17 protein-coding genes and 1 pseudogene are annotated in these 17361 nt (G+C 67.0%); 10 read left to right on the forward strand and 8 right to left on the reverse strand.

Annotated features, from left to right (window positions below):
* Window positions 1–13 precede the first annotated feature (13 nt).
* The 3 genes from APT59_RS18795 to APT59_RS18805 all read right to left on the reverse strand — a co-directional run bounded on the left by APT59_RS18795 (window position 14) and on the right by APT59_RS18805 (window position 3842).
* Window positions 14–1282 carry an arsenic transporter gene (locus APT59_RS18795; RefSeq protein WP_059316253.1) on the reverse strand — a complete coding sequence of 423 codons (1269 nt, stop codon included), beginning with the start codon at window positions 1280–1282 and terminating at the stop codon, window positions 14–16.
* A gap of 41 nt (window positions 1283–1323) precedes the next feature.
* A complete protein-coding gene (locus APT59_RS18800; protein WP_059316254.1) occupies window positions 1324–2640 on the reverse strand; it encodes an MFS transporter in 1317 nt (438 codons plus the stop codon).
* A 248-nt stretch (window positions 2641–2888) separates the two neighbouring features.
* Window positions 2889–3842 (reverse strand): bestrophin family protein, encoded by a 954-nt coding sequence (locus APT59_RS18805; protein WP_059316255.1) that lies wholly within the window; start codon window positions 3840–3842, stop codon window positions 2889–2891.
* 429 nt (window positions 3843–4271) lie between these two features.
* Here APT59_RS18805 and APT59_RS18810 point away from each other — a divergent pair, with 429 nt between their 5' ends.
* The 4 genes from APT59_RS18810 to APT59_RS18830 all read left to right on the forward strand — a co-directional run bounded on the left by APT59_RS18810 (window position 4272) and on the right by APT59_RS18830 (window position 9329).
* Window positions 4272–7121, forward strand: coding sequence for a DUF748 domain-containing protein (locus APT59_RS18810; protein WP_167348569.1), 2850 nt, complete (start codon window positions 4272–4274; stop codon window positions 7119–7121).
* Window positions 7122–7140: 19 nt separating this feature from the next.
* Entirely contained in the window at window positions 7141–7425 is a 285-nt protein-coding gene (locus APT59_RS18815; RefSeq protein WP_059316257.1) for a DUF2845 domain-containing protein, read from the forward strand.
* Window positions 7422–7721: a DUF2845 domain-containing protein gene (locus APT59_RS18820; RefSeq protein ID WP_059316258.1), complete on the forward strand. Its 300-nt coding sequence runs from the start codon at window positions 7422–7424 to the stop codon at window positions 7719–7721. The genes APT59_RS18815 and APT59_RS18820 overlap by 4 nt, the downstream gene beginning before the upstream one ends.
* Window positions 7722–8627: 906 nt before the next feature.
* Window positions 8628–9329 (forward strand): glutathione S-transferase family protein, encoded by a 702-nt coding sequence (locus APT59_RS18830; RefSeq protein WP_059316260.1) that lies wholly within the window; start codon window positions 8628–8630, stop codon window positions 9327–9329.
* 178 nt (window positions 9330–9507) lie between these two features.
* Here the strand turns inward: APT59_RS18830 and APT59_RS18835 are convergent, their stop codons facing one another.
* Both APT59_RS18835 and APT59_RS18840 read right to left on the reverse strand, forming a co-directional pair.
* Window positions 9508–10017 carry a nucleoside 2-deoxyribosyltransferase gene (locus APT59_RS18835; RefSeq protein ID WP_059316261.1) on the reverse strand — a complete coding sequence of 170 codons (510 nt, stop codon included), beginning with the start codon at window positions 10015–10017 and terminating at the stop codon, window positions 9508–9510.
* 87 nt (window positions 10018–10104) lie between these two features.
* Window positions 10105–11550 (reverse strand): PLP-dependent aminotransferase family protein, encoded by a 1446-nt coding sequence (locus tag APT59_RS18840; RefSeq protein ID WP_217266001.1) that lies wholly within the window; start codon window positions 11548–11550, stop codon window positions 10105–10107.
* 168 nt (window positions 11551–11718) lie between these two features.
* On the opposite strand from APT59_RS18840, the pseudogene APT59_RS23020 reads away from it, so the two are divergent.
* A pseudogene (locus APT59_RS23020) lies at window positions 11719–11826 on the forward strand (hypothetical protein); the annotation flags it as partial.
* Window positions 11827–11912: 86 nt separating this feature from the next.
* On the opposite strand, the gene APT59_RS18845 reads toward APT59_RS23020, so the two are convergent.
* The gene (locus APT59_RS18845) at window positions 11913–12959 is read right to left on the reverse strand and encodes a metal-dependent hydrolase (protein WP_059316263.1); all 1047 of its coding nucleotides are present in this window, start codon (window positions 12957–12959) and stop codon (window positions 11913–11915) included.
* A 3-nt stretch (window positions 12960–12962) separates the two neighbouring features.
* Entirely contained in the window at window positions 12963–13712 is a 750-nt protein-coding gene (locus APT59_RS18850) for an alpha/beta fold hydrolase (RefSeq protein WP_059316264.1), read from the reverse strand.
* A gap of 144 nt (window positions 13713–13856) precedes the next feature.
* On the opposite strand from APT59_RS18850, the gene APT59_RS18855 reads away from it, so the two are divergent.
* The 5 genes from APT59_RS18855 to APT59_RS18875 all read left to right on the forward strand — a co-directional run bounded on the left by APT59_RS18855 (window position 13857) and on the right by APT59_RS18875 (window position 16846).
* Entirely contained in the window at window positions 13857–14561 is a 705-nt protein-coding gene (locus APT59_RS18855; protein WP_059316265.1) for a glutathione S-transferase N-terminal domain-containing protein, read from the forward strand.
* On the forward strand, window positions 14561–15115 hold the full coding sequence (locus tag APT59_RS18860) for a GNAT family N-acetyltransferase (protein WP_059316266.1): 555 nt from the start codon (window positions 14561–14563) through the stop codon (window positions 15113–15115). Before APT59_RS18855 ends, APT59_RS18860 begins: the two co-directional genes overlap by 1 nt.
* Window positions 15116–15147: 32 nt before the next feature.
* Window positions 15148–15645, forward strand: coding sequence for a hypothetical protein (locus APT59_RS18865; RefSeq protein ID WP_059316267.1), 498 nt, complete (start codon window positions 15148–15150; stop codon window positions 15643–15645).
* Between the two features lie 65 nt (window positions 15646–15710).
* A complete protein-coding gene (locus APT59_RS18870; RefSeq protein WP_059316268.1) occupies window positions 15711–16409 on the forward strand; it encodes a helix-turn-helix transcriptional regulator in 699 nt (232 codons plus the stop codon).
* A 65-nt stretch (window positions 16410–16474) separates the two neighbouring features.
* On the forward strand, window positions 16475–16846 hold the full coding sequence (locus APT59_RS18875) for a VOC family protein (protein ID WP_059316269.1): 372 nt from the start codon (window positions 16475–16477) through the stop codon (window positions 16844–16846).
* A gap of 149 nt (window positions 16847–16995) precedes the next feature.
* On the opposite strand, the gene APT59_RS18880 is transcribed toward APT59_RS18875, so the two are convergent.
* Window positions 16996–17262, reverse strand: coding sequence for a DksA/TraR family C4-type zinc finger protein (locus tag APT59_RS18880; RefSeq protein ID WP_059316270.1), 267 nt, complete (start codon window positions 17260–17262; stop codon window positions 16996–16998).
* Window positions 17263–17361: the final 99 nt, after the last annotated feature.

Consider the following 17361-nt stretch of genomic DNA (forward strand, 5'->3'; position numbering starts at 1 on the left):
GCCGGTCAGCGCCTTAGAGATGGATCAGCGCGGCCAGCGCCAACACCAGCGCCGGGATCATCACCACGGCGCCCAGCCTGAGGAATTGCCAGAAGCTCACCGACAGCCCCTCGCGGCGCAGCGCGGCCAGCCACAGCAGGGTCGCCAGCGAGCCGGTGATGGACAGGTTGGGGCCGAGGTCGATACCGATCAGCACGGCGCCGGCGATTTTCTCCGAAACCTGGGCGGTCTGCACCGCCGCCCCGGCCAGCAGGCCGGCCGGCAGGTTGTTGACCAGGTTGCTGCCAAAGGCCACCAGCAGGCCGGCGCCCCAGGCAGCCCGTTCCGGCGTCGCCTGGGCGGCCGCCTGTAGCTGATTGGCAAGCGCCTGCAATACCCCGGTGGTCTCCAGGGCCTCCACCAGCACGAACAGCCCGGCCACCAACGGCAGCACGCTCCATGAGATGTGCTTGAGTAGCTCCAGACCGCCGCCGCGCTTGCAGGCCACCACCACCAGGAAGGTGGCGAAGCCGGCAAGAAAGGTCGGCAGACCCAGCTCCAGATCCAGTGCCGAGGCGCCGAGCAAGACCAGGATGGTCAGGATCAGACCACAGCCGGCGATGCGTCCGGTGGCGGGCAGGGCTTCCACAGCGCCCCCCTCGGACAGGCGCTCGGCGCACAGGACCTTGGCCTGGGTCGCCCAGAGGGTCAGGAAGGTCGCCACGATGGCCAGGATCGACGGCAGGGTGAACAGCGCCAGCCAGCGGCCCAGCTCCGGCATATGTTCGGCGAACACCACCAGGTTGGCCGGGTTGGAGATCGGCAGCACGAAGCTCGCCGCGTTGGCGATGAAGGCGCAGGAGAACAGATAGGGCAGCGGATTCTTCACCTTCGCCGCGCGGGTGGCGTAGTAGACCGCCGGCGTCAGCACCACGGCGCAGGCGTCGTTGGAAAGGAACACCGTGACCAGGATGCCGACGCCATAGACCAGCGCGAACAGCCGCAACGCCGAACCCTTGGCCGCGCGCACCGCATGGCCGGCGACCCAATCGAACAGCCCTTCCTTCCGGGCGATCTCGGCCAGCAGCATCATGCCGATCAGGAACAGATAGACGTCGGTGCCCTTGGCGATACCGCGCCAGACGCCATCCAGTGGCAACAGACCGAAGACGGCCAGTAACGCCGCGCCGGCGACGGCGAACAGCGCCTCCGGCAAGCCGAAGGGCCGGGAGACCACCCCAAGGGTGGCTAACCCGGCAATGATCCAGGTCAGCAGGTGAGGAGAGAGCGCGAGTGACCCCATGAACGCCTAGTGCCTTCTGTCGAGCGGGAAAGCGGCAGACATTAGCCTAGTCCGGCCGATTGCGGAGGCCCCATGGAGCCGGATTGGGCATCGGAAGCCCCGCGGTGATCCCGGGTTTCCGGCATCAGCAGCAGATAGAGCACAAAGCCCACGCCCGCGATGGCGGCCAGGGTGGTGAAGGCCGCCGCATAGCCGAAGCGGACGATGATGATCCCGGCGATGGTGGCGCTGATCGCGGCGCCCAGGCCCTGGGCGGTGGCGATGGCCCCCTGGCTGACGTTGAAGCGGCCGCTGCCCCGGGTCAGGTCGGCGACGATGACCGGCATCAGGGCGCCATAGATGCCGGCGCCGACACCGTCGAGCAACTGCACCGCCACCAGGTAGTAGGGGCTGTCGGAGAAGGTATAGAGCACCCCGCGGAGCGCCAGCACGGCAAAGGCGAACAGGAAGATCGGCTTGCGCCCGAAGACGTCGGCCTTGCGCCCTACCAGGATGGCCACCGGCACCATCACGCACTGGGCGGCGACGATACAGACGGCGACCAGCGAGGTGGCGCTGTCCTTGCCGACGATGTGGGTCAGCTGCTGACCGACCGAGGTCAGCATGGCGGCATTGGCCAGATGGAAGATGGCGGCCAGCAGCGCCAGCAGTTGCAGCTTGCGATTGGCCAGCAGCGCCTGCCAGGCCGATACCGGCTTGGCGTCGCGGGCACCCTCTGCGTCGCTCAGGCCCTGGGCCAGGTCATCGTCGATCTCGTCCTGGGGAACGCGGACGATGGCGACGATGGAGGCCGCCGCCAGCAAGGCCATCAGCCAGAACACCACGGTGGGACCGAAGAAATAGGCCAGGCCACCCGCCAGGGCTGCCGAGACGGCATTGCCGGCGTGGTTGAAGCCTTCGTTACGGCCGATGTGCCTGGTGAAGGCCTTGGGCCCGACGATACCCAGGGTGATGGCCGCCAGCGCCGGGGCGAAAAGGGCTGCCGCGGCATGGGCCAGCGACTGGGTAGCAGCCACCACATAGAAGTTGGAGACGAAGGGCAGCATCACGCTGGAGACGGTCACCACCAGGGCAGCGATGCCGACCATCAGGCGCTTGTGCCGGGTACGGTCGATCAGGGCGCCGGCCGGAGTCTGGGCGATCAGCCCGGCGATACCGGCCAGGGTCATAATGAGACCGGCGGTGGCCTCGTTCCAGCCCTCGCCCGGCCCGCGCACGGCGATCAGGTAGATGGCCAGATAGGGGCCCAGGCCGTCGCGGACGTCGGCCAAGGTGAAGTTGAGGGCATCCAGGGCATGGCGCGCGCGGCGTGAGGGCTCGGCGCTGGCCGCGGTGGCCGGGGCACGGGTTTCGGACATGAGCGGGCATCCGTAGCGAGATGAAGAGTCGCAGGACAACACGCCCCACGGCACCTCTCGCCCTAGCCCGCCAGAGGCCGTCGGTATGATTCGACGGATCCCAGCCAACCACCGCTGCCAGGGGAGATTACAAAATGTGACCGGAGCGAAGCGGCGCTAGTGCCGTACCGACAGCAAAGAAATCCCTCTGGCACGGTAGTTTCCGCACGTCTTCACACTTTTGGGTGGCGGCCGTCGCAGGTCGCGCCTCAGGCCACCTGACGTGCCAGGGGCAGCTCGGCATCGGTCTGGGCCAGCACCACCGCACTGCCCTCTTCGCTGCGCGGCCGCAGCATCGACAGCAGGTTGGCCTCGATGGTGGCGCACAGCTTGTCCATGGTGATCTGGTGCTGGCTGTCGGCGAAGGGCGCCTGCAGATCGCTGCCGATGCGCTCCAGCGCCAGCAGCATGAAGCCGACCACGGTGGACACCAGCGGCGTGAACCAGCCCAGGGTCGACACCAGCCCCAGCGGCATGGCGATGCAGAACAGAAAGCTGAACAGCTGCGGAAAGCAGACGTAGGGATAGGGCAAGGGCGTGTTGGCGATACGCTCCATGCCGCCCTGCCAGTTGGACATGTCCACCAGGGTCTCTTCCAGTCGCGCCAGGCGGATGCTGTCCAGGCGGCCCTGGCGGTATTCGCTGGCGATCAGCTCGGCGGTGCCGGCGAGGATGTCGTTGGCGAAGTTGAGGCTGCCTTCGGCCAGCGTCAGTTCGTGACGGGCCAGATAGGGGGCCGCGGCTTGGGCCGGGTCCTGGCGCTTGAGCTGGGCGCGCAGGGCATGCAGGTAGCCCATGTGCCGGCGCAGCAACACTGCCTTGACCCTGTTCTGCGCCTTGCCGTTATCGTCGATCAAGGTCAGCACCTGGCGGCCGAAACTGCGCGAGCTGTTGACCATGGCGCCCCAGAGGGTGCGCGCCTCCCACCAGCGGGCGTAGGCGCTGCTGTTGCGAAAGCTGATCAGCACCACCAGCGCCGAGCACAGCAGAGTCAGGGGCGTGAGCGGCAGGTCGAAGCGATCCTCGACGAACAGCATGGCGTCCACTGTGACCGCCACGTCCCACAGCAGCAGACCGAACAACGACCAGCCGACATAGCTGAAGCTGGTACGCAGGAACTGGATCTTCTTCTGGATCGAACAAAGCTGGATCGGACTGGACATCTGGTACTCCCGGCGGCGGCGCGGATTCTCGATTCGCGGTTGCCGATACCCTCCTGTCGTCCTGCCACGGATCCTTCGACCCATCGCCGCGCCTCCTCCTGAGAATGCAACCTGTTCGCGAGACTAGTCGGCGGTCCTTAAGTCAAACTTAATCCGGACCGACCAGCGGATCATGGCAAAGTGCCGTGTTAGAGCCTTCGGCAAGGGCCTTAACGGCTCTACCGGAAGCCTTCCCGCCCACCTGACCACCGATCGGTCGTGCGCCCGCGCCGCTCGTCCGGGTTGGCGAAAATGTGATCGATCCTGCAGCCGCTCCCGTCCCCCTGTGGCTGAGGACGCGCGTAGCCAGCGCTTTTGGGACAGGCACCGCCCTCGTCACCAGGAGTGGCGTGCCATAATCCCGCCACCTTCGCCGTCCTAGATGCCTGCATGCCCAGAATTGTGAAAGCGAGCCTCGTGCTGCTCGCGCTCTTGGCCCTCTACAGTCTGCTCGGTTTCCTGGTCGGGCCGCGCCTCGCCCTGCACTACCTCAACCAGACGCTGGCCGAGCGCCTCACCCAGCCGGCCAGCCTGCAGGCCCTGAGCTTCAACCCCTTCACCCTGGAGCTGCACGCCGAAAAGCTGCTGATCGGTCCCGCCGAGCATCCCACGGTGGCAGCCGAGGGCCTCTATGCCGATCTGCAATGGGACAGTATCTGGCGCCGCACCCTGCACCTGACCGAAGTACGCCTCGACCAGCCCCAGGTCGATCTGCGCATCGCCAAGGGCGGCCAGGTCAATCTGGCCCAGCTCTGGCGCAGCGAGCCCACCACCGCCTCGCCGACGCCAGCGGATGCGGAGCCGGGCCAGCCCTTCCCGGTGCATATCGAGCGCATCGCCCTGGTCGGCGGCCGGCTGCACTTCCTCGACGCCCGGGGTGCCCAGCCGGTGGAAGCCACCTTCACGCCCCTGGATGCCCAGCTGCATGATTTCCGCACCCGCAGCGGCGACACCCCGGGTCAGTTGGCGCTGACCGCCACCACCGCCCAGGGCGGCCAGCTCACCTGGAAGGGCAGCCTGGACCTCCTGCCGCTACGCAGCGAAGGCGACCTGACCCTCAAGGGCGTCAGCCTCGCGCCCTGGTGGCCCTATGTGCGCAACCAGCTGCCCCTGGCGCTGGGCAAGGGGCGCCTGGAAGCCAGCACCCACTACCGCCTGGACCTGGCCAAGACCCTGCAACTGCAGCTCAGCCAGGGCCGCCTGGCGCTGGACGACGTCGCCGTGCAGGCGGTGAATGCCGAACCCAAGGCCAGCTTCAAGCGCCTGGCCGCCGAGGGCATCGGTCTGGATCTGCAGAAGCGCGAAGTCAGCATCGCCCGCCTGCGCGGCAACGGCCTGGATGCCTGGGGTAACCGCGAGCAGGACGGCACGCTCGACTGGCAGAAGCTCTTCCCCACCAGCGATGCCCCCAGCAGTGGCCCGGCCTGGCGCGTGAAGCTCGACGACGTCCAGCTCAGCGACAACCAGCTGCACCTGGTGGACCGGGTTCCCCAGGACCCGGCCAGCCTCTATTTCAGCGGCCTGGACCTGGCGCTCAAAGGCTTCGATACCGCCGGCGACAAACCCTTCGACCTGGCACTCAAGACCACCCTGGGCGATCGCGGTCGCATCACCGCCAGCGGCCAGCTGGCGCTCAGCCCCCTGCAGGGCAACTTCGACGTCGGCATCGACGAACTCAACCTGCGTCAGGCCCAGCCCTATCTCAGCCCCTATGTGCGCCTGGAGATCCGCAGCGGCCAGCTGGCCAGTCGGCTCAAGGTGGCCCTGAAACCCGGCGAGCCGCTGGGGCTCACCGTCAGCGGCGCGGCCCAGGTCACTCAGGTGCATGTGCTCGATACCCTGCACCAGCAGGACTTCATGCGCTGGCAGCTGCTGGACCTGCAAGGCATCGCCTTCACCCTTGGCAAACAGCTGGTCATCGACAAGATCGACCTGGAACAGCCCTATGGCACCCTGGTAATCAACGAGGACCTGAGCAACAACTTCAGTGCCCTGCTGGTGCCCCAGCCCAAGCGCGAGACCAAGGACACCTCCCCGCCGCTGCAGATTCGCATCGGCGGGGTAACCATCAAGGACGGCAGCGCCGACTTCGCCGACAACAGCTTGAAGCCCGGTTTCGCCACTAACATCCAGTCGCTGGAAGGCGGCATCGGCACCCTGGACACCGCCGCCTCGAAACCGGCCGACATCCACCTCGCCGGCAAGGTCGATCGCTTCGCGCCGGTGGAGATCAAGGGACGCCTCGACCCTCTCGATCCCTTGCAGCAGCTGGACGTGACCGCCTATTTCCGCCAGGTCGAACTCACCACCCTGTCGCCCTATACCGGCAAGTTCGCCGGCTATGCGGTGCGCAAGGGGCGCCTCGACCTGGATCTGCAATACCGCATCGACGACGGCAAGCTGCAGGCGCAGAACCACGTGGTGCTCGACCAGCTGGAACTGGGCGAGCGGGTGGACAGCAAGGACGCCGTGGACCTGCCGGTACGCCTGGCCGTGGCCCTGCTCAAGGACAGCCATGGTCGCATCGACCTGCGCCTGCCGGTGGCCGGCAATCTCGACGACCCCAACTTCAGCGTCATGCCGGTGGTCTGGCAGACCCTGCGCAACGTGCTCAGCCGTGCCGTCCAGGCCCCCTTCCGCATGCTGGCGGGGCTGGCTGGCAGCCACGAAGCCGACCTCAGCGCCATCGACTTCGCGCCGGGCAGCACCACCCTCTCCGCCCAGGCCCGTGGTGACCTGGACAAGCTGGCCACGGCCCTGCGCCAGCGGCCGCAACTCACGGTGGAGGTGAAGGGGCATGCCAGCGCCGCCAGTGACGGTCGCGCCCTGGCCGCCAGCCAGCTGGAAAAGGACTTCCAGACCCAGTACTTCAACTTGCTGCAACGCCGCGGCGACAAGGTCCCGGCCGATCCGAGCCAGCTGCAGGTCCCCGCCGACATGCGTGCTCCGCTGCTGGAAGGCCTGTACCGGCTGCGTCTGCAGGCGCAACCGCCGCAGGAATGGGATAATCTTGACGATGCCACCCGCACGGCGCGCCTGCGCCAGGCGGTCCTCGAAGCCTGGAGCGGCAACGACGGTCTCCTGCGCAGCCTGGCGCAGCAACGCGCGGGCGCCATCAAGACCTACCTGGTGGACACGGCGAAACTCGATGCCCAGCGGGTCTATCTGCTGGACGTCAGCACTAAAACCCCATCCGGCGAGTCGCCCACGGCCGCGCAGTTGCAGCTCGGGGTGCTCTGACCGGTCAGGAGACCTGGACATGCGTTGCCTGCTCGCCGCCTTCACCCTGCTGGTCGCCACCGGCGCCGCCGCTGATTCCATGAGATGCGGCAACGCCCTGGTCAGTCGGGGTGATCGTACCTTCGAAGTGCTGCAGAAATGCGGCGAACCGGTCCACCGCGACCTGGTGGGCTACGAGCTGGGCCGCAACGAACGCCGCGAGGCGGTGATCGAGGAATGGGTCTACGGCCCGAAGAACGGCGCCAACTACATCCTCACCTTCGAAGCCAACCGCCTCACTCGCATCGAGTTCCAGCGCCAATGACCCCTCGCGTTCTGCTTCTGCTGCTTCTGCTTGCCACAGGTACCAGCCAGGCCGCCTCCCTGCGCTGCGGCAGCGCCCTGGTTTCCACCGGTTCCACCACCCACGAAGTACGCGGCAAATGTGGCGAGCCGCTGAGCGTCACGCCCCTGGGCGAGCGCCAGGTCACCGACGGCTATGGCTATCGCCAGGTGGAGTTCGTCGAGGAATGGGCCTACGGCCCCTGGAACGGCATGCTCTATTTCCTCACCTTCCGCGGCGGCCGCCTGGACCAGGTGGACAGCAAGAGAGCCAACTGAGGCGACGCGCGTTGCGGCGCTCGCGTGGACGAGGCTACGCCGTCGTCCACCCTACGGCGCTGTAGCGTGAAAAACGGCGCAGCCTTTTCCACTGGATCGATAAGCTCGCGCTCGCTGCGGCATTCGTAGGTTGGGTTGAGCGCCAGCGAAACCCAACACCATCCAAGGCCTACCCACACCGTTGGGCTTCGCTACGCTCAGCGCCAACCTACGGCGCTTGGCACGGTTCCCGTAGGTTGGGTTGAGCGCCAGCGAAGCCCAACACCCCCCCAGGTCCACCCACGCTACTGGGCTTCGCGACGCTCAGCGTCGACCTACGGCACCTGGCACGGTTTCCGTAGGTTGGGTTGAGCGCCAGCGAAGCCCAACACCCCCCGAGGTCCACCCACACTGTTGGGCTTCGCTACGCTCAGCGCCAACCTACGGCGCCTGGCACGGTTCCCGTAGGTTGGGTTGAGCGCCAGCGAAGCCCAACACCCCCCCAGGTCCACCCACGCTGTTGGGCTTCGCGACGCTCAGCGTCGACCTACGGCACCTGGCACGGTTTCCGTAGGTTGGGTTGAGCGCCAGCGAAGCCCAACACCACCCAAGGTTCAAGCACACTGTTGGGCTTCGCGACGCTCAGCGCCAACCTACGGCGCTTGGCTGGCCATCCCGGGCTTCGACAGGCTGCTGCTCTGCCCGAACGCCTGCACTGCGACCCAGCCCATGCCTGGCTGCGCGAACGGATCGTTGCCAGCCTCGTGAGCCAAACACCAGCCTGACCAATCGACTCTCTGCATGGAGGGCATACAGCGGCTTGGCTGTTCGCCCCTGCCCTCGCCAAGCATCCTTGGTCGCCTTGTACGAACGCGGCCAGACTGCCCGCAGTCGTATGCTTCGTCTCTTCCCTTTCCGGAGTCCGCCATGGCCACGCTACGCCTCTTCACCTCGCCGTCCGCCTTTCCCAATCCGCAACGCCTGCGGCTGTTCATCCATGAAAAGGGCATTGCCGATCAGTTCGAGGAGGTCATCCTGAAGATGGCGCCCGAGGGCGAGCAGCGCCAGTGGCAGCACCTCAAGCGCAACCCTTGGGGCGAGACGCCCACCCTGGAGCTCGCCGAAGGCGGTTATCTGGCCGAGAGCGCGGCCATCGCCCGCTATCTGGACAACAGCTATCCCGGCCGCAAGGTAATGGGCGAAACGCCGCTGGAGCAGGGCCAGGACGCCATGTGGAACGACCGCATCTTCGTCCATGTGCTCTATCGCATCGTGACCATGTTCCATGTGCAGCACGAAGGCCTCGGCCACAAGCTGGAGCTGACCCACAACCCGCAGTGGGGCGAGCATTGCCGCAAGGAAGCCCTGATGCACGCGGCCCTGGTGGATCGGCACCTGGCCGATGGTCGCGAGTGGCTGCTGGGTGGCGCAGCGCCGACCTTCGCCGACATCACCCTGTGCACCGCCATCGCCTTCTCCAAGTTCCCCACCAACCAGACCCCGCTGGACGAGCGCTTCGAGCACCTGGCGGCCTTCTGGGCGCGCTGGCAGCAGCGCGACAGCTTCCGCGCGGCCTATGCCGACGGCCACAGCGGGCTGGACGAGCTGGCGTCCCTGGCACGCGGCTGACCTCGCTCCAACACCCCCTCTCCCCCCGGGAGAGGGCCGGGGTGAGGGTCGCACGCCCGCCTCGCTACCCAGCCGCTCGCGCCACACCGCCAGAGACTTCTCCGGACCACCGCTCCGCTCCAACACCCCCTCTCCCCCTGGGAGAGGGCCGGGGTGAGGGTCGTACCCACCTGACTCGCTAGCCCAGCCGCTCGCGCAACACTGCCAGGGCCACCTCCGGCCCACCGACGACGATGCTGGCCGATACCGCCAGCATCAGGTTCAGCGGCAGGCCGAATTCCTCCAGCGTCCAGCCGTCACGGTCCAGCAGCCCCGCGCCTACCCACTCGGGATGTCGCGCGCGAATCCGCTCGGCCAGGCTGCCCGCCTCCGGGACATAGCCCACCACCGGCTTGCCCAGCGCCACGGCGTAGCCCACCTCGAAACAGGTGCCGCTGTCGGGCTCGGCGCCGCGAAAGAAATCCAGGCTGGCCAGGACGCCATCCGCCTGCTCGATCAGCGCCAGATTCGCCCGATAGATCCAGGCCGCCTGCTCGCGCGGCTCGGTCAGCTCCGGGGGAATGGCGTTGTCCAGTGGAAACAGGCCCGTGCAGCCGTGACGGGCGCACAGCGCCTTGAGGGCCTCGCCATGGGCGACGGCATCAGGGCGAAAGACCTCGGGGCCGGCCAGATAGAAACGGGGTGGCATAGGGAGTCCTCGCTCAAAACGGCCAGTGTAGAGGGCGGGCGAAACCTCGTCTCGTGGCGAGGACTTCGCGCTGTACGCCAGGGTCGGCTAGACCAGCGCCGCCACCGACCGCGGCAGCGCCTCATCGAGCAGCCGACACGCCGCTTCACCGACGCGCCGCACCCCCTCCTCCACGCCCGGACGCTGGGCCTGGGCATAGTTCAGGCGCAGGCAGTTGCGGTACTTGCCCGAGGCGGAAAAGATGCTGCCACAGGCGATCTGCACGCTCTGGGCGAGCAACTCGCGATTCAGTCTGTGGCTGTCGCAGGCCTCGGGCAATTCCACCCAGAGCAGGAAACTGCCCTGGGGCTGGCTGACCCGGGTGCCGGCCGGAAAGTAGCGCTGCACCCAGGCGCTCATCAGGTCGCGATTGCGCTGGTACTGGGCACGCATGCGCCGGACGTGGACGGTGTAGTGCCCGGCGGCGATGAATTCGGCGATAGCCAGCTGCGGTTGGGGGGCGGTGCAGCCAGTGCCTATGTACTTGAGGTGCAGGATGCGCTCGGCATAGCGCCCAGGTGCCACCCAACCGACCCTGAGCCCGGGGGCCAGGGTCTTGGAAAAGGAACTGCAGAGGATCACCCGGTCGTCTTCGTCAAAGGCCTTGAGCGCCCGCGCCCGCGGATAGCCATAGAGCAGATCGCCGTAGACGTCGTCTTCGATCACCGCTAGGTCGTGCTTGCGCGCCAGGGCCACCAGCTGGCGCTTGTTGGCCTCGGGCATGCAGTAGCCCAGGGGGTTGTTGCAGCTGGGGGTGAGCTGGATGGCGCGCACCGGCCACTGCTCCAGGGCCAGTTCCAGCGCCGGCAGGCTGATGCCGATACGCGGATCGGTGGGGATCTCCAGCGCCTTGAGGCCCTGGCCCTTGAGGGTCTGCATCACCCCGTGGAAGGTCGGCGAATCCACCGCGACGATGTCGCCCTCCTGGCAGGTGGCGCGCAAGGCCGTGGCCAGGGCCTCGTGGGCACCGCTGGTGATGACGATGTCATCGGCGGTGAGCACGCAGCCGGCATCCAGCTGCAGCCGGGCCACCTGTTCGCGCAAGGCCGCCACGCCCTGGATGCTGTCGTAGGACAGCCCGGCATTGCCTGGCCGCCGCGCCAGGCGTGCCATGCCGGCGAGCAAGGGGGCCAGGGTCGGTGCCTCGGTATCCGGCAGGCCGCGGCCAAGTTGCACTCGCACCGAGTCGGGGGTGCTGGTCATCAGCTCGCGCACCGGCTCCCAGCCGGACACCTCCACCGGCCAGCGCGCCGGGCGGGTCACCCGGGGCAACTCGATGGCGCGTCTTTCCAGGCGGACGAAATAGCCGGACTTGGGCCGTGGCTCGACCAGGCCGCGATCCTCCAGCAGCCGATAGGCCTGTTGCACCGTAGCCAGGCTCACCCCGTGCTCCTGCGCCAGGGCCCGTACCGACGGCAGGCGTTCGCCCGGTCGATAGAGGCCCTGTTCGATACGGCGGCCGAGCGCGTCGGCCAACAGCTGATAGCGATTCATGTCCGGACTATAGCGGTGCCGGACCGGATCGCGCCCCATACAGATGGCCACGCCACCTACCATACAGCTGCCTGCTGTAAGGCGGCTGTATGGCGGACAACCGACCGGCCTGGACCTGCCCCTGGACGGGCCAACGGCGGAGCATGGGGACAGCACAGGAGAGACGCCATGCCCAGAGACGCCCGCCTTCATGATCGGACCCACACCAGCGGCTGCTGGCTGCTGTTCCAGCGCCAGCTGAGCACCCGCCGCACCCTGCTGGAGCTGTCGGACGAAGAACTGGCCGACATCGGCCTGGATCGCCTGACGGCATTGCACGAAGCCCGCCGTCCTTGGTGGCGGGTGCTACTGGACGCCTGGCGTCAGTCCGGCAGCCGCGACAACCGTGCGGCCCACTCCGCCACCGGCGCCGGTAGCTCCGGATGCCAGAGTCTGCGCCAGACTACCGTCAGCTGCTCGCGACCACCTCGCTCGCGCGGCCACAACGAAGGCTCGGCCACCAGCCGCCAGCCGCTCGTGTCGCGCTGAGCCAGCACGAAGCGAAAGCTGTGGTAACCGGTGGCACCCAGACGCAAATCGGTCACCACCAGGTCGTTGCCGAGGCGGTCGTACCTCAGCCAGTCGTCGGTGAACCAGCGCAGGCGCTGTTCGGCCGGGGAATCGGCGAGGATGGGTGCCAGTTCGCCGCCACGCGGCAGCGGGACCAACTGCGGCGGGCGGTCGTCGAACAGGCCGACCCAGGTTTCCCGGTAGCGCTCCGGACCATCGTCCACCATGACTCGCCAGAGCAGACTGGTGAACGGCAGGGGCGCGCTGAACAGGCGGGCGTCCGCTTGCCCCTGGGTCGCCAGCACCTCGCGCACCTGACGTTCGGCGGAATACTTGGCCACCAGCGTCCAGCCCAGATAGCCCGTGGACAGCGCCAGTGCCGCTACGGCCAGTCGTGGCGAGCGTCCACGCGGGCCAGCCACCAGCCCGGCGAGCACCGCCAGCAGCAGTGGCAAGGTATAGAGCGGATCGATGATGAAGACGCTGGACCAGGCCACCGGGGTGCTCGGCAATGGCCAGAACAGCTGGGTGCCGTAGGTGGTGAAGGCATCCAGCAGGGGATGGGTGATGAGCACCAGCCAGAGGGTCAGGAACAACCGGCGCTGGCTGTAACCCGGATCGCGCCAACGCCCGCACAGCCAGGTCAGCAGCAGGGCCACCCCGGTCAGCACGAACAGCGAATGGCTGAAGCTGCGGTGGTAGGTCATCTCGTTCACGGCGTTACCGTAGTCGATGACCACATCGAGATCCGGCAGGGTGCCCAGAGCCGCGCCATAGAGAATGGCGCGGCGGCCCTGCCAGCGCCCCAGCAGCGCGGTCTGGACGGTGGCGCCGAGCACGGCCTGGGTCAGCGAATCCACCGGTCAGAGGTCCCGGGCGAAATCGAGCATCAGCCGCGCCAGGGCCTGGGGCGTCTGCAGCGGCATCAGGTGACCGGCACCGGGGATCACCTCCAGCCGGCTATTGGGAAAGGCCGCCAGGGTGGTCCGGCGTTGTTCGTCCGGTCCCGGCACCTGCTGGTCATCGGCGCCACAAACCAGCAGCACCGGATAATCCAGGGTCTCGATCCGGTCGCTCCAGTCTTCACGGCTGCCGTGATCGACCCAGGCGCGCCAGGCCTCAAGATTCAGTCGCTGGGCGTCGGCGATCACCACTTCACGGATGGCATCGGGCAGGCGATGGACGCTGGATTCGTCGACGAAAGCCTCGGCTTCCGTCCGGCTCTTGCCATAGGCGCGCTGAGCATCGCGATCCGCGTCGCTCATCGGCTGCGGCCCGGGCGGCGAAGGCGCCACCAGGATCAAGCCGACCAGATACTCCGGCCGCCGCGCCGCCAGTACCACGGCGACCTTGCCAGTCATCGAGTGGCCGACCAGGATGCAGCGTTCCAGGCCCAGGGCGCGGATGCTGGCATCCACCTGATCGGCCATCTCGGCCACGCTGTAACCGTCGACCTCGGCGGCATCGCCAAAGCCCGGGGTATCGAGCGCCACGCAGCGGTGTTCGCCATCCAGATAGGGGGCGGTGGGAAACCAGGTGCGGTGGGAACCGCCGAGAAAGTGCATGAGCACGAAGGTGGGCGAACCACTGCCCTGCTGACTATGGGGAAGCATCGGAAGTCCTCGGTGCGGGGCTGAAGGCAGGCACTTCTCAGATGGAGAGACGGGCAGCACGCTAAGTTCCGCCTCGCCAAGACCTGGCAACCCGGACCGCGCGGGTCGGTCTCATCCAGGGCCCCCTTCTTCCAGGAGTCCACCATGACCGATCTGTCGCGCTTTCCCATCACCCAGCGCTGGCCCGCCCGGCATCCCGAGCGCCTGCAGCTCTATTCGCTGCCCACACCCAATGGCGTCAAGGTCGCTATCCTGCTGGAAGAGCTCGGCCTGCCCTACGAGGTGCATCGCATCGACTTCGGCCAGGACGACCAGCACACCGCGGAATTTCTCTCGCTGAGCCCCAACAACAAGATCCCCGCCCTCCTCGACCCCGACGGTCCCGGCGGCGAACCCCTGGGGCTGTTCGAATCCGGCGCCATCCTACTCTATCTCGCGGAAAAGACCGGACGCCTGCTGCCCCAGGAGCCGGCCCGGCGCTACCAGGCCATCCAGTGGCTGATGTTCCAGATGGGGGGCATCGGTCCCATGTTCGGTCAGCTCGGCTTCTTCACCACCTTCGCCGGCAAGGACATCGAAGACCCGCGGCCTCGCGAGCGCTACGTGGCAGAAGCCCGGCGCCTGCTCGGCGTACTGGATGGCCAGCTCAAAGGCCGAGCCTGGATCCTGGGCGACGATTACAGCCTCGTCGACATCGCCACCTTCCCCTGGATCCGCGCCCTGCTGGAGGTCTACCAGGTGGCTGACCTGGTCGGCTTCCAGGACTTCCCCAACGTCCGCCGCGCGCTCGACGCCTTCCTTGCCCGCCCGGCAGTGCAACGCGGCCTGCAGATCCCGGCTGCCCCCTGATGCTCGCCGACGCTGAACTGCAGTTGCGCCAGTGGCGAGCGGAGGACGGCCCGGCGTTCGCCAAGCTAAATGCCGATCCCGAAGTGATGCGCCACTTTCCCGCCTGCCTGGATCGGGCCGCCAGCGATGCGCTGCTCGAACGCTGCCGCCAGGGCATCGCCGAGCGTGGCTGGGGCTTCTGGGCGCTGGAGCGCTACACCGATGGCGCACTGCTCGGTTTGCTGGGCATCAGCCCGGCACCGGCCGATCTGCCCTTCACTCCCGCCGTCGAAATCGGCTGGCGCCTGGCGCGTCCCTATTGGGGCCAGGGCTATGCCACCGCCGGTGCCCAACTGGCCCTGGCCTGTGCCTTCGACACTCTCGCACTCGAAGAGGTGGTCGCCTTCACTGCCGCCTCCAATCAGCCCTCGTTGGCCGTGATGCGTCGCCTGGCGATGACTGACGCCGGTCACTTCGAACATCCGCGCCTGCCCCCAGGCCATCCGCTGCGGCCGCATCGGTTGTTTCGGCTGAGCCGAGCACGCTGGACTACCGCGCGCATGGCAGCCGAGTAGACTGACTGCTACTTCCAGGCAGAGCAGCATCGATGACCGCAGGGCTGGATAGGAAGGACACGACCGCGATAGTCGAGAACGCCCATTGGCGCCTCGGTTATCGGCAGGATGCTCGGTATCCCGGTTGCTTGATCCTGAGTAGTCAAAGATGCGCTAGCGACCTTAACGAACTCGACGCAGCCAGCCTGGCTGACCTTGGCGCGCAACTGAGCTTCGCCGAGAGACTTCTAAAGCACTGCTATGCGCCGCACAGAGTGGTGTTCTACAAGCTGGGTTTTTCCGCGGGATTCTCCTTTCATTTTCACATTGCGCCGATCACGCGCGCACTGTTGGGCGAAATTGCGGCCCATCCCCGCTACAGCGACGCCCCAGACGGCAACGATGCCATCCTCTTTCTGAGCCGCGAATATGGCGAGCGAGCCCTCACGCCCGAGGAACGACAGGCACAAGAAATCGAGATCGCGCGCCTCAGGGAGACGGCCAACGAGCTCTTGAGCCCATCACCTCACGCCCCTAGCCAGCCAACGTAGTCACAACGCCATAACCCACCCGACTGCTGCTAGAGCATCGCCATCCGCAGGATTAAACTGCGTAGATGTCCCGCTCAGAACGCTTGTTCGATCTGCTCCAGGCCTTGCGCCGGCACCGCCGCGCCGTGAGTGGCCGTGCCTTGGCCGCGGAAACGGGGGTTAGTCTGCGCACCCTGTACCGCGACATCGCCAGCCTGCAATCGCTGGGTGCGGCCATCGAGGGCGAACCGGGTGTCGGCTATATCCTCAAGCCGGGTTTTCTGCTGCCACCGCTGATGTTCACGCCCGAAGAACTGGAGGCCCTGGTCCTCGGCTCGCGCTGGGTAGCAGAACGCACCGATGGCAGCCTGGCAGCGGCGGCCGGCAATGCCCTGGCGCGGATCTCCGCGGTCCTGCCAAGTGAGCTGCAAAATGAGTTGGCCATGACCACCCTGCTCATCGGACCGAGTCGGGAAACACCTCGCAACCAGGTCGATCCGGCGATCCTGCGTCACGCCATACGCCAGGAAACCAAGCTCATCCTGGTCTATCGCGATGCCGCTGACAGCGAATCCCAGCGCACCATCTGGCCCTTCGCACTGGCCTACTTCGACGCCGCACGGGTGCTGCTCGGCTGGTGTGAGTTGCGTAAGGACTTCCGCAGCTTTCGTGCCGATCGCATCGTCTCGGTACAGCCCTGCGAAGAACGCTATCCACAGCGCCGTCAGAGCCTGCTCAGGGACTGGCGAAGGCAGATGGAACGCCAGGGTTCCGTCCCTGCCTGACTGCTGCCAGAAACTGGCAGTAGGGGGTCCTAGACTGGGCGGCATCACCACAGAGGAGATGCGCCATGCACTACAGCACCAGTCTGATGTTCTACGTTACCGACGTCCGTACCAGCCGGAATTTCTACGTCGAATTGCTCGATCTCACCCCAGTCGAGGACGGCCCTGGCTTCGCCCTCTTCGTGCTCCCGTCCGGTCTCGCCCTGGGCTTGTGGGCAAGGGACGCCGTGGTTCCCGCGGTTGGCGCGGGCAGTGCGACGGGTGAACTGGGCTTCAAGGTGGCCAGCATGCCGGCGGTGGATGAGCTGTACGACCGCTGGCGCACGCGGGGCGCCGAGGAGCTATTACCGCCAACCAACCTGCCGTTCGGCCGCAGCTTCGTCGTACTCGATCCTGACGGTAACCGGCTGCGGGGCTATGCGGTGCATCCCGACTAACTCCTGCTAGCGGCCTCGCTCAGCAGCCGGCACACCTCATGCCAGCTGCTGACGCAAGACCCGTATGGTACAAACCCTTAGCAGCCTCGATCCTGCGAGACGTCCAGCCCTGTCCAGGTCGCCGCACCATGACACTAGCCAATCCAGCACTAGCGCAACTGACTGTCCTTGCTCGCACGGCGGTTGTAGCCGCCAGTGCGCTGGTCTTCCGCGTCCTGCTCGGATTGGCAGCGGATGCACAGGTGTACACCCGGGACCGCCTGGCGGCGCGCCTCGGGGATGGCGTCGCCGCACTCCTCGCAATGGGTGAGGCTCGCGCCTCGGTGCAGACGGCTGCGAGCGCGTTGCACCGCATCGTCCACCGTGCTGTCGATCTGTTCCTGAACCGCGCCGTCTCCGGCCCACCCGTTGGCCATGGCTGATCTCCCACTGCGTTGCCTTGATACCCATTGGAAGCGAAGCTCGCGCAGATGTTCGCTGCCGTCCAGCGTCCGCCCGTCGTGCTGGCGGTGGCT

The organism is Pseudomonas oryzihabitans (genome assembly GCF_001518815.1).
In the GTDB taxonomy this organism is placed as follows: domain Bacteria; phylum Pseudomonadota; class Gammaproteobacteria; order Pseudomonadales; family Pseudomonadaceae; genus Chryseomonas; species Chryseomonas oryzihabitans_E.

Bases quoted from the DNA above. Each gene is read 5' to 3' on its own strand.
- APT59_RS18795 (WP_059316253.1), bottom strand. From the start codon at position 1,282: ATGGGGTCACTCGCGCTCTCTCCTCACCTGCTGACCTGGATCATTGCC.
- APT59_RS18800 (WP_059316254.1), bottom strand. From the start codon at position 2,640: ATGTCCGAAACCCGTGCCCCGGCCACCGCGGCCAGCGCCGAGCCCTCA.
- APT59_RS18805 (WP_059316255.1), bottom strand. From the start codon at position 3,842: ATGTCCAGTCCGATCCAGCTTTGTTCGATCCAGAAGAAGATCCAGTTC.
- APT59_RS18810 (WP_167348569.1), top strand. From the start codon at position 4,272: ATGCCCAGAATTGTGAAAGCGAGCCTCGTGCTGCTCGCGCTCTTGGCC.
- APT59_RS18815 (WP_059316257.1), top strand. From the start codon at position 7,141: ATGCGTTGCCTGCTCGCCGCCTTCACCCTGCTGGTCGCCACCGGCGCC.
- APT59_RS18820 (WP_059316258.1), top strand. From the start codon at position 7,422: ATGACCCCTCGCGTTCTGCTTCTGCTGCTTCTGCTTGCCACAGGTACC.
- APT59_RS18830 (WP_059316260.1), top strand. From the start codon at position 8,628: ATGGCCACGCTACGCCTCTTCACCTCGCCGTCCGCCTTTCCCAATCCG.
- APT59_RS18835 (WP_059316261.1), bottom strand. From the start codon at position 10,017: ATGCCACCCCGTTTCTATCTGGCCGGCCCCGAGGTCTTTCGCCCTGAT.
- APT59_RS18840 (WP_217266001.1), bottom strand. From the start codon at position 11,550: ATGAATCGCTATCAGCTGTTGGCCGACGCGCTCGGCCGCCGTATCGAA.
- APT59_RS18850 (WP_059316264.1), bottom strand. From the start codon at position 13,712: ATGCTTCCCCATAGTCAGCAGGGCAGTGGTTCGCCCACCTTCGTGCTC.
- APT59_RS18855 (WP_059316265.1), top strand. From the start codon at position 13,857: ATGACCGATCTGTCGCGCTTTCCCATCACCCAGCGCTGGCCCGCCCGG.
- APT59_RS18860 (WP_059316266.1), top strand. From the start codon at position 14,561: ATGCTCGCCGACGCTGAACTGCAGTTGCGCCAGTGGCGAGCGGAGGAC.
- APT59_RS18865 (WP_059316267.1), top strand. From the start codon at position 15,148: ATGACCGCAGGGCTGGATAGGAAGGACACGACCGCGATAGTCGAGAAC.
- APT59_RS18870 (WP_059316268.1), top strand. From the start codon at position 15,711: ATGTCCCGCTCAGAACGCTTGTTCGATCTGCTCCAGGCCTTGCGCCGG.
- APT59_RS18875 (WP_059316269.1), top strand. From the start codon at position 16,475: ATGCACTACAGCACCAGTCTGATGTTCTACGTTACCGACGTCCGTACC.
- APT59_RS18880 (WP_059316270.1), bottom strand. From the start codon at position 17,262: ATGGCCAACGGGTGGGCCGGAGACGGCGCGGTTCAGGAACAGATCGAC.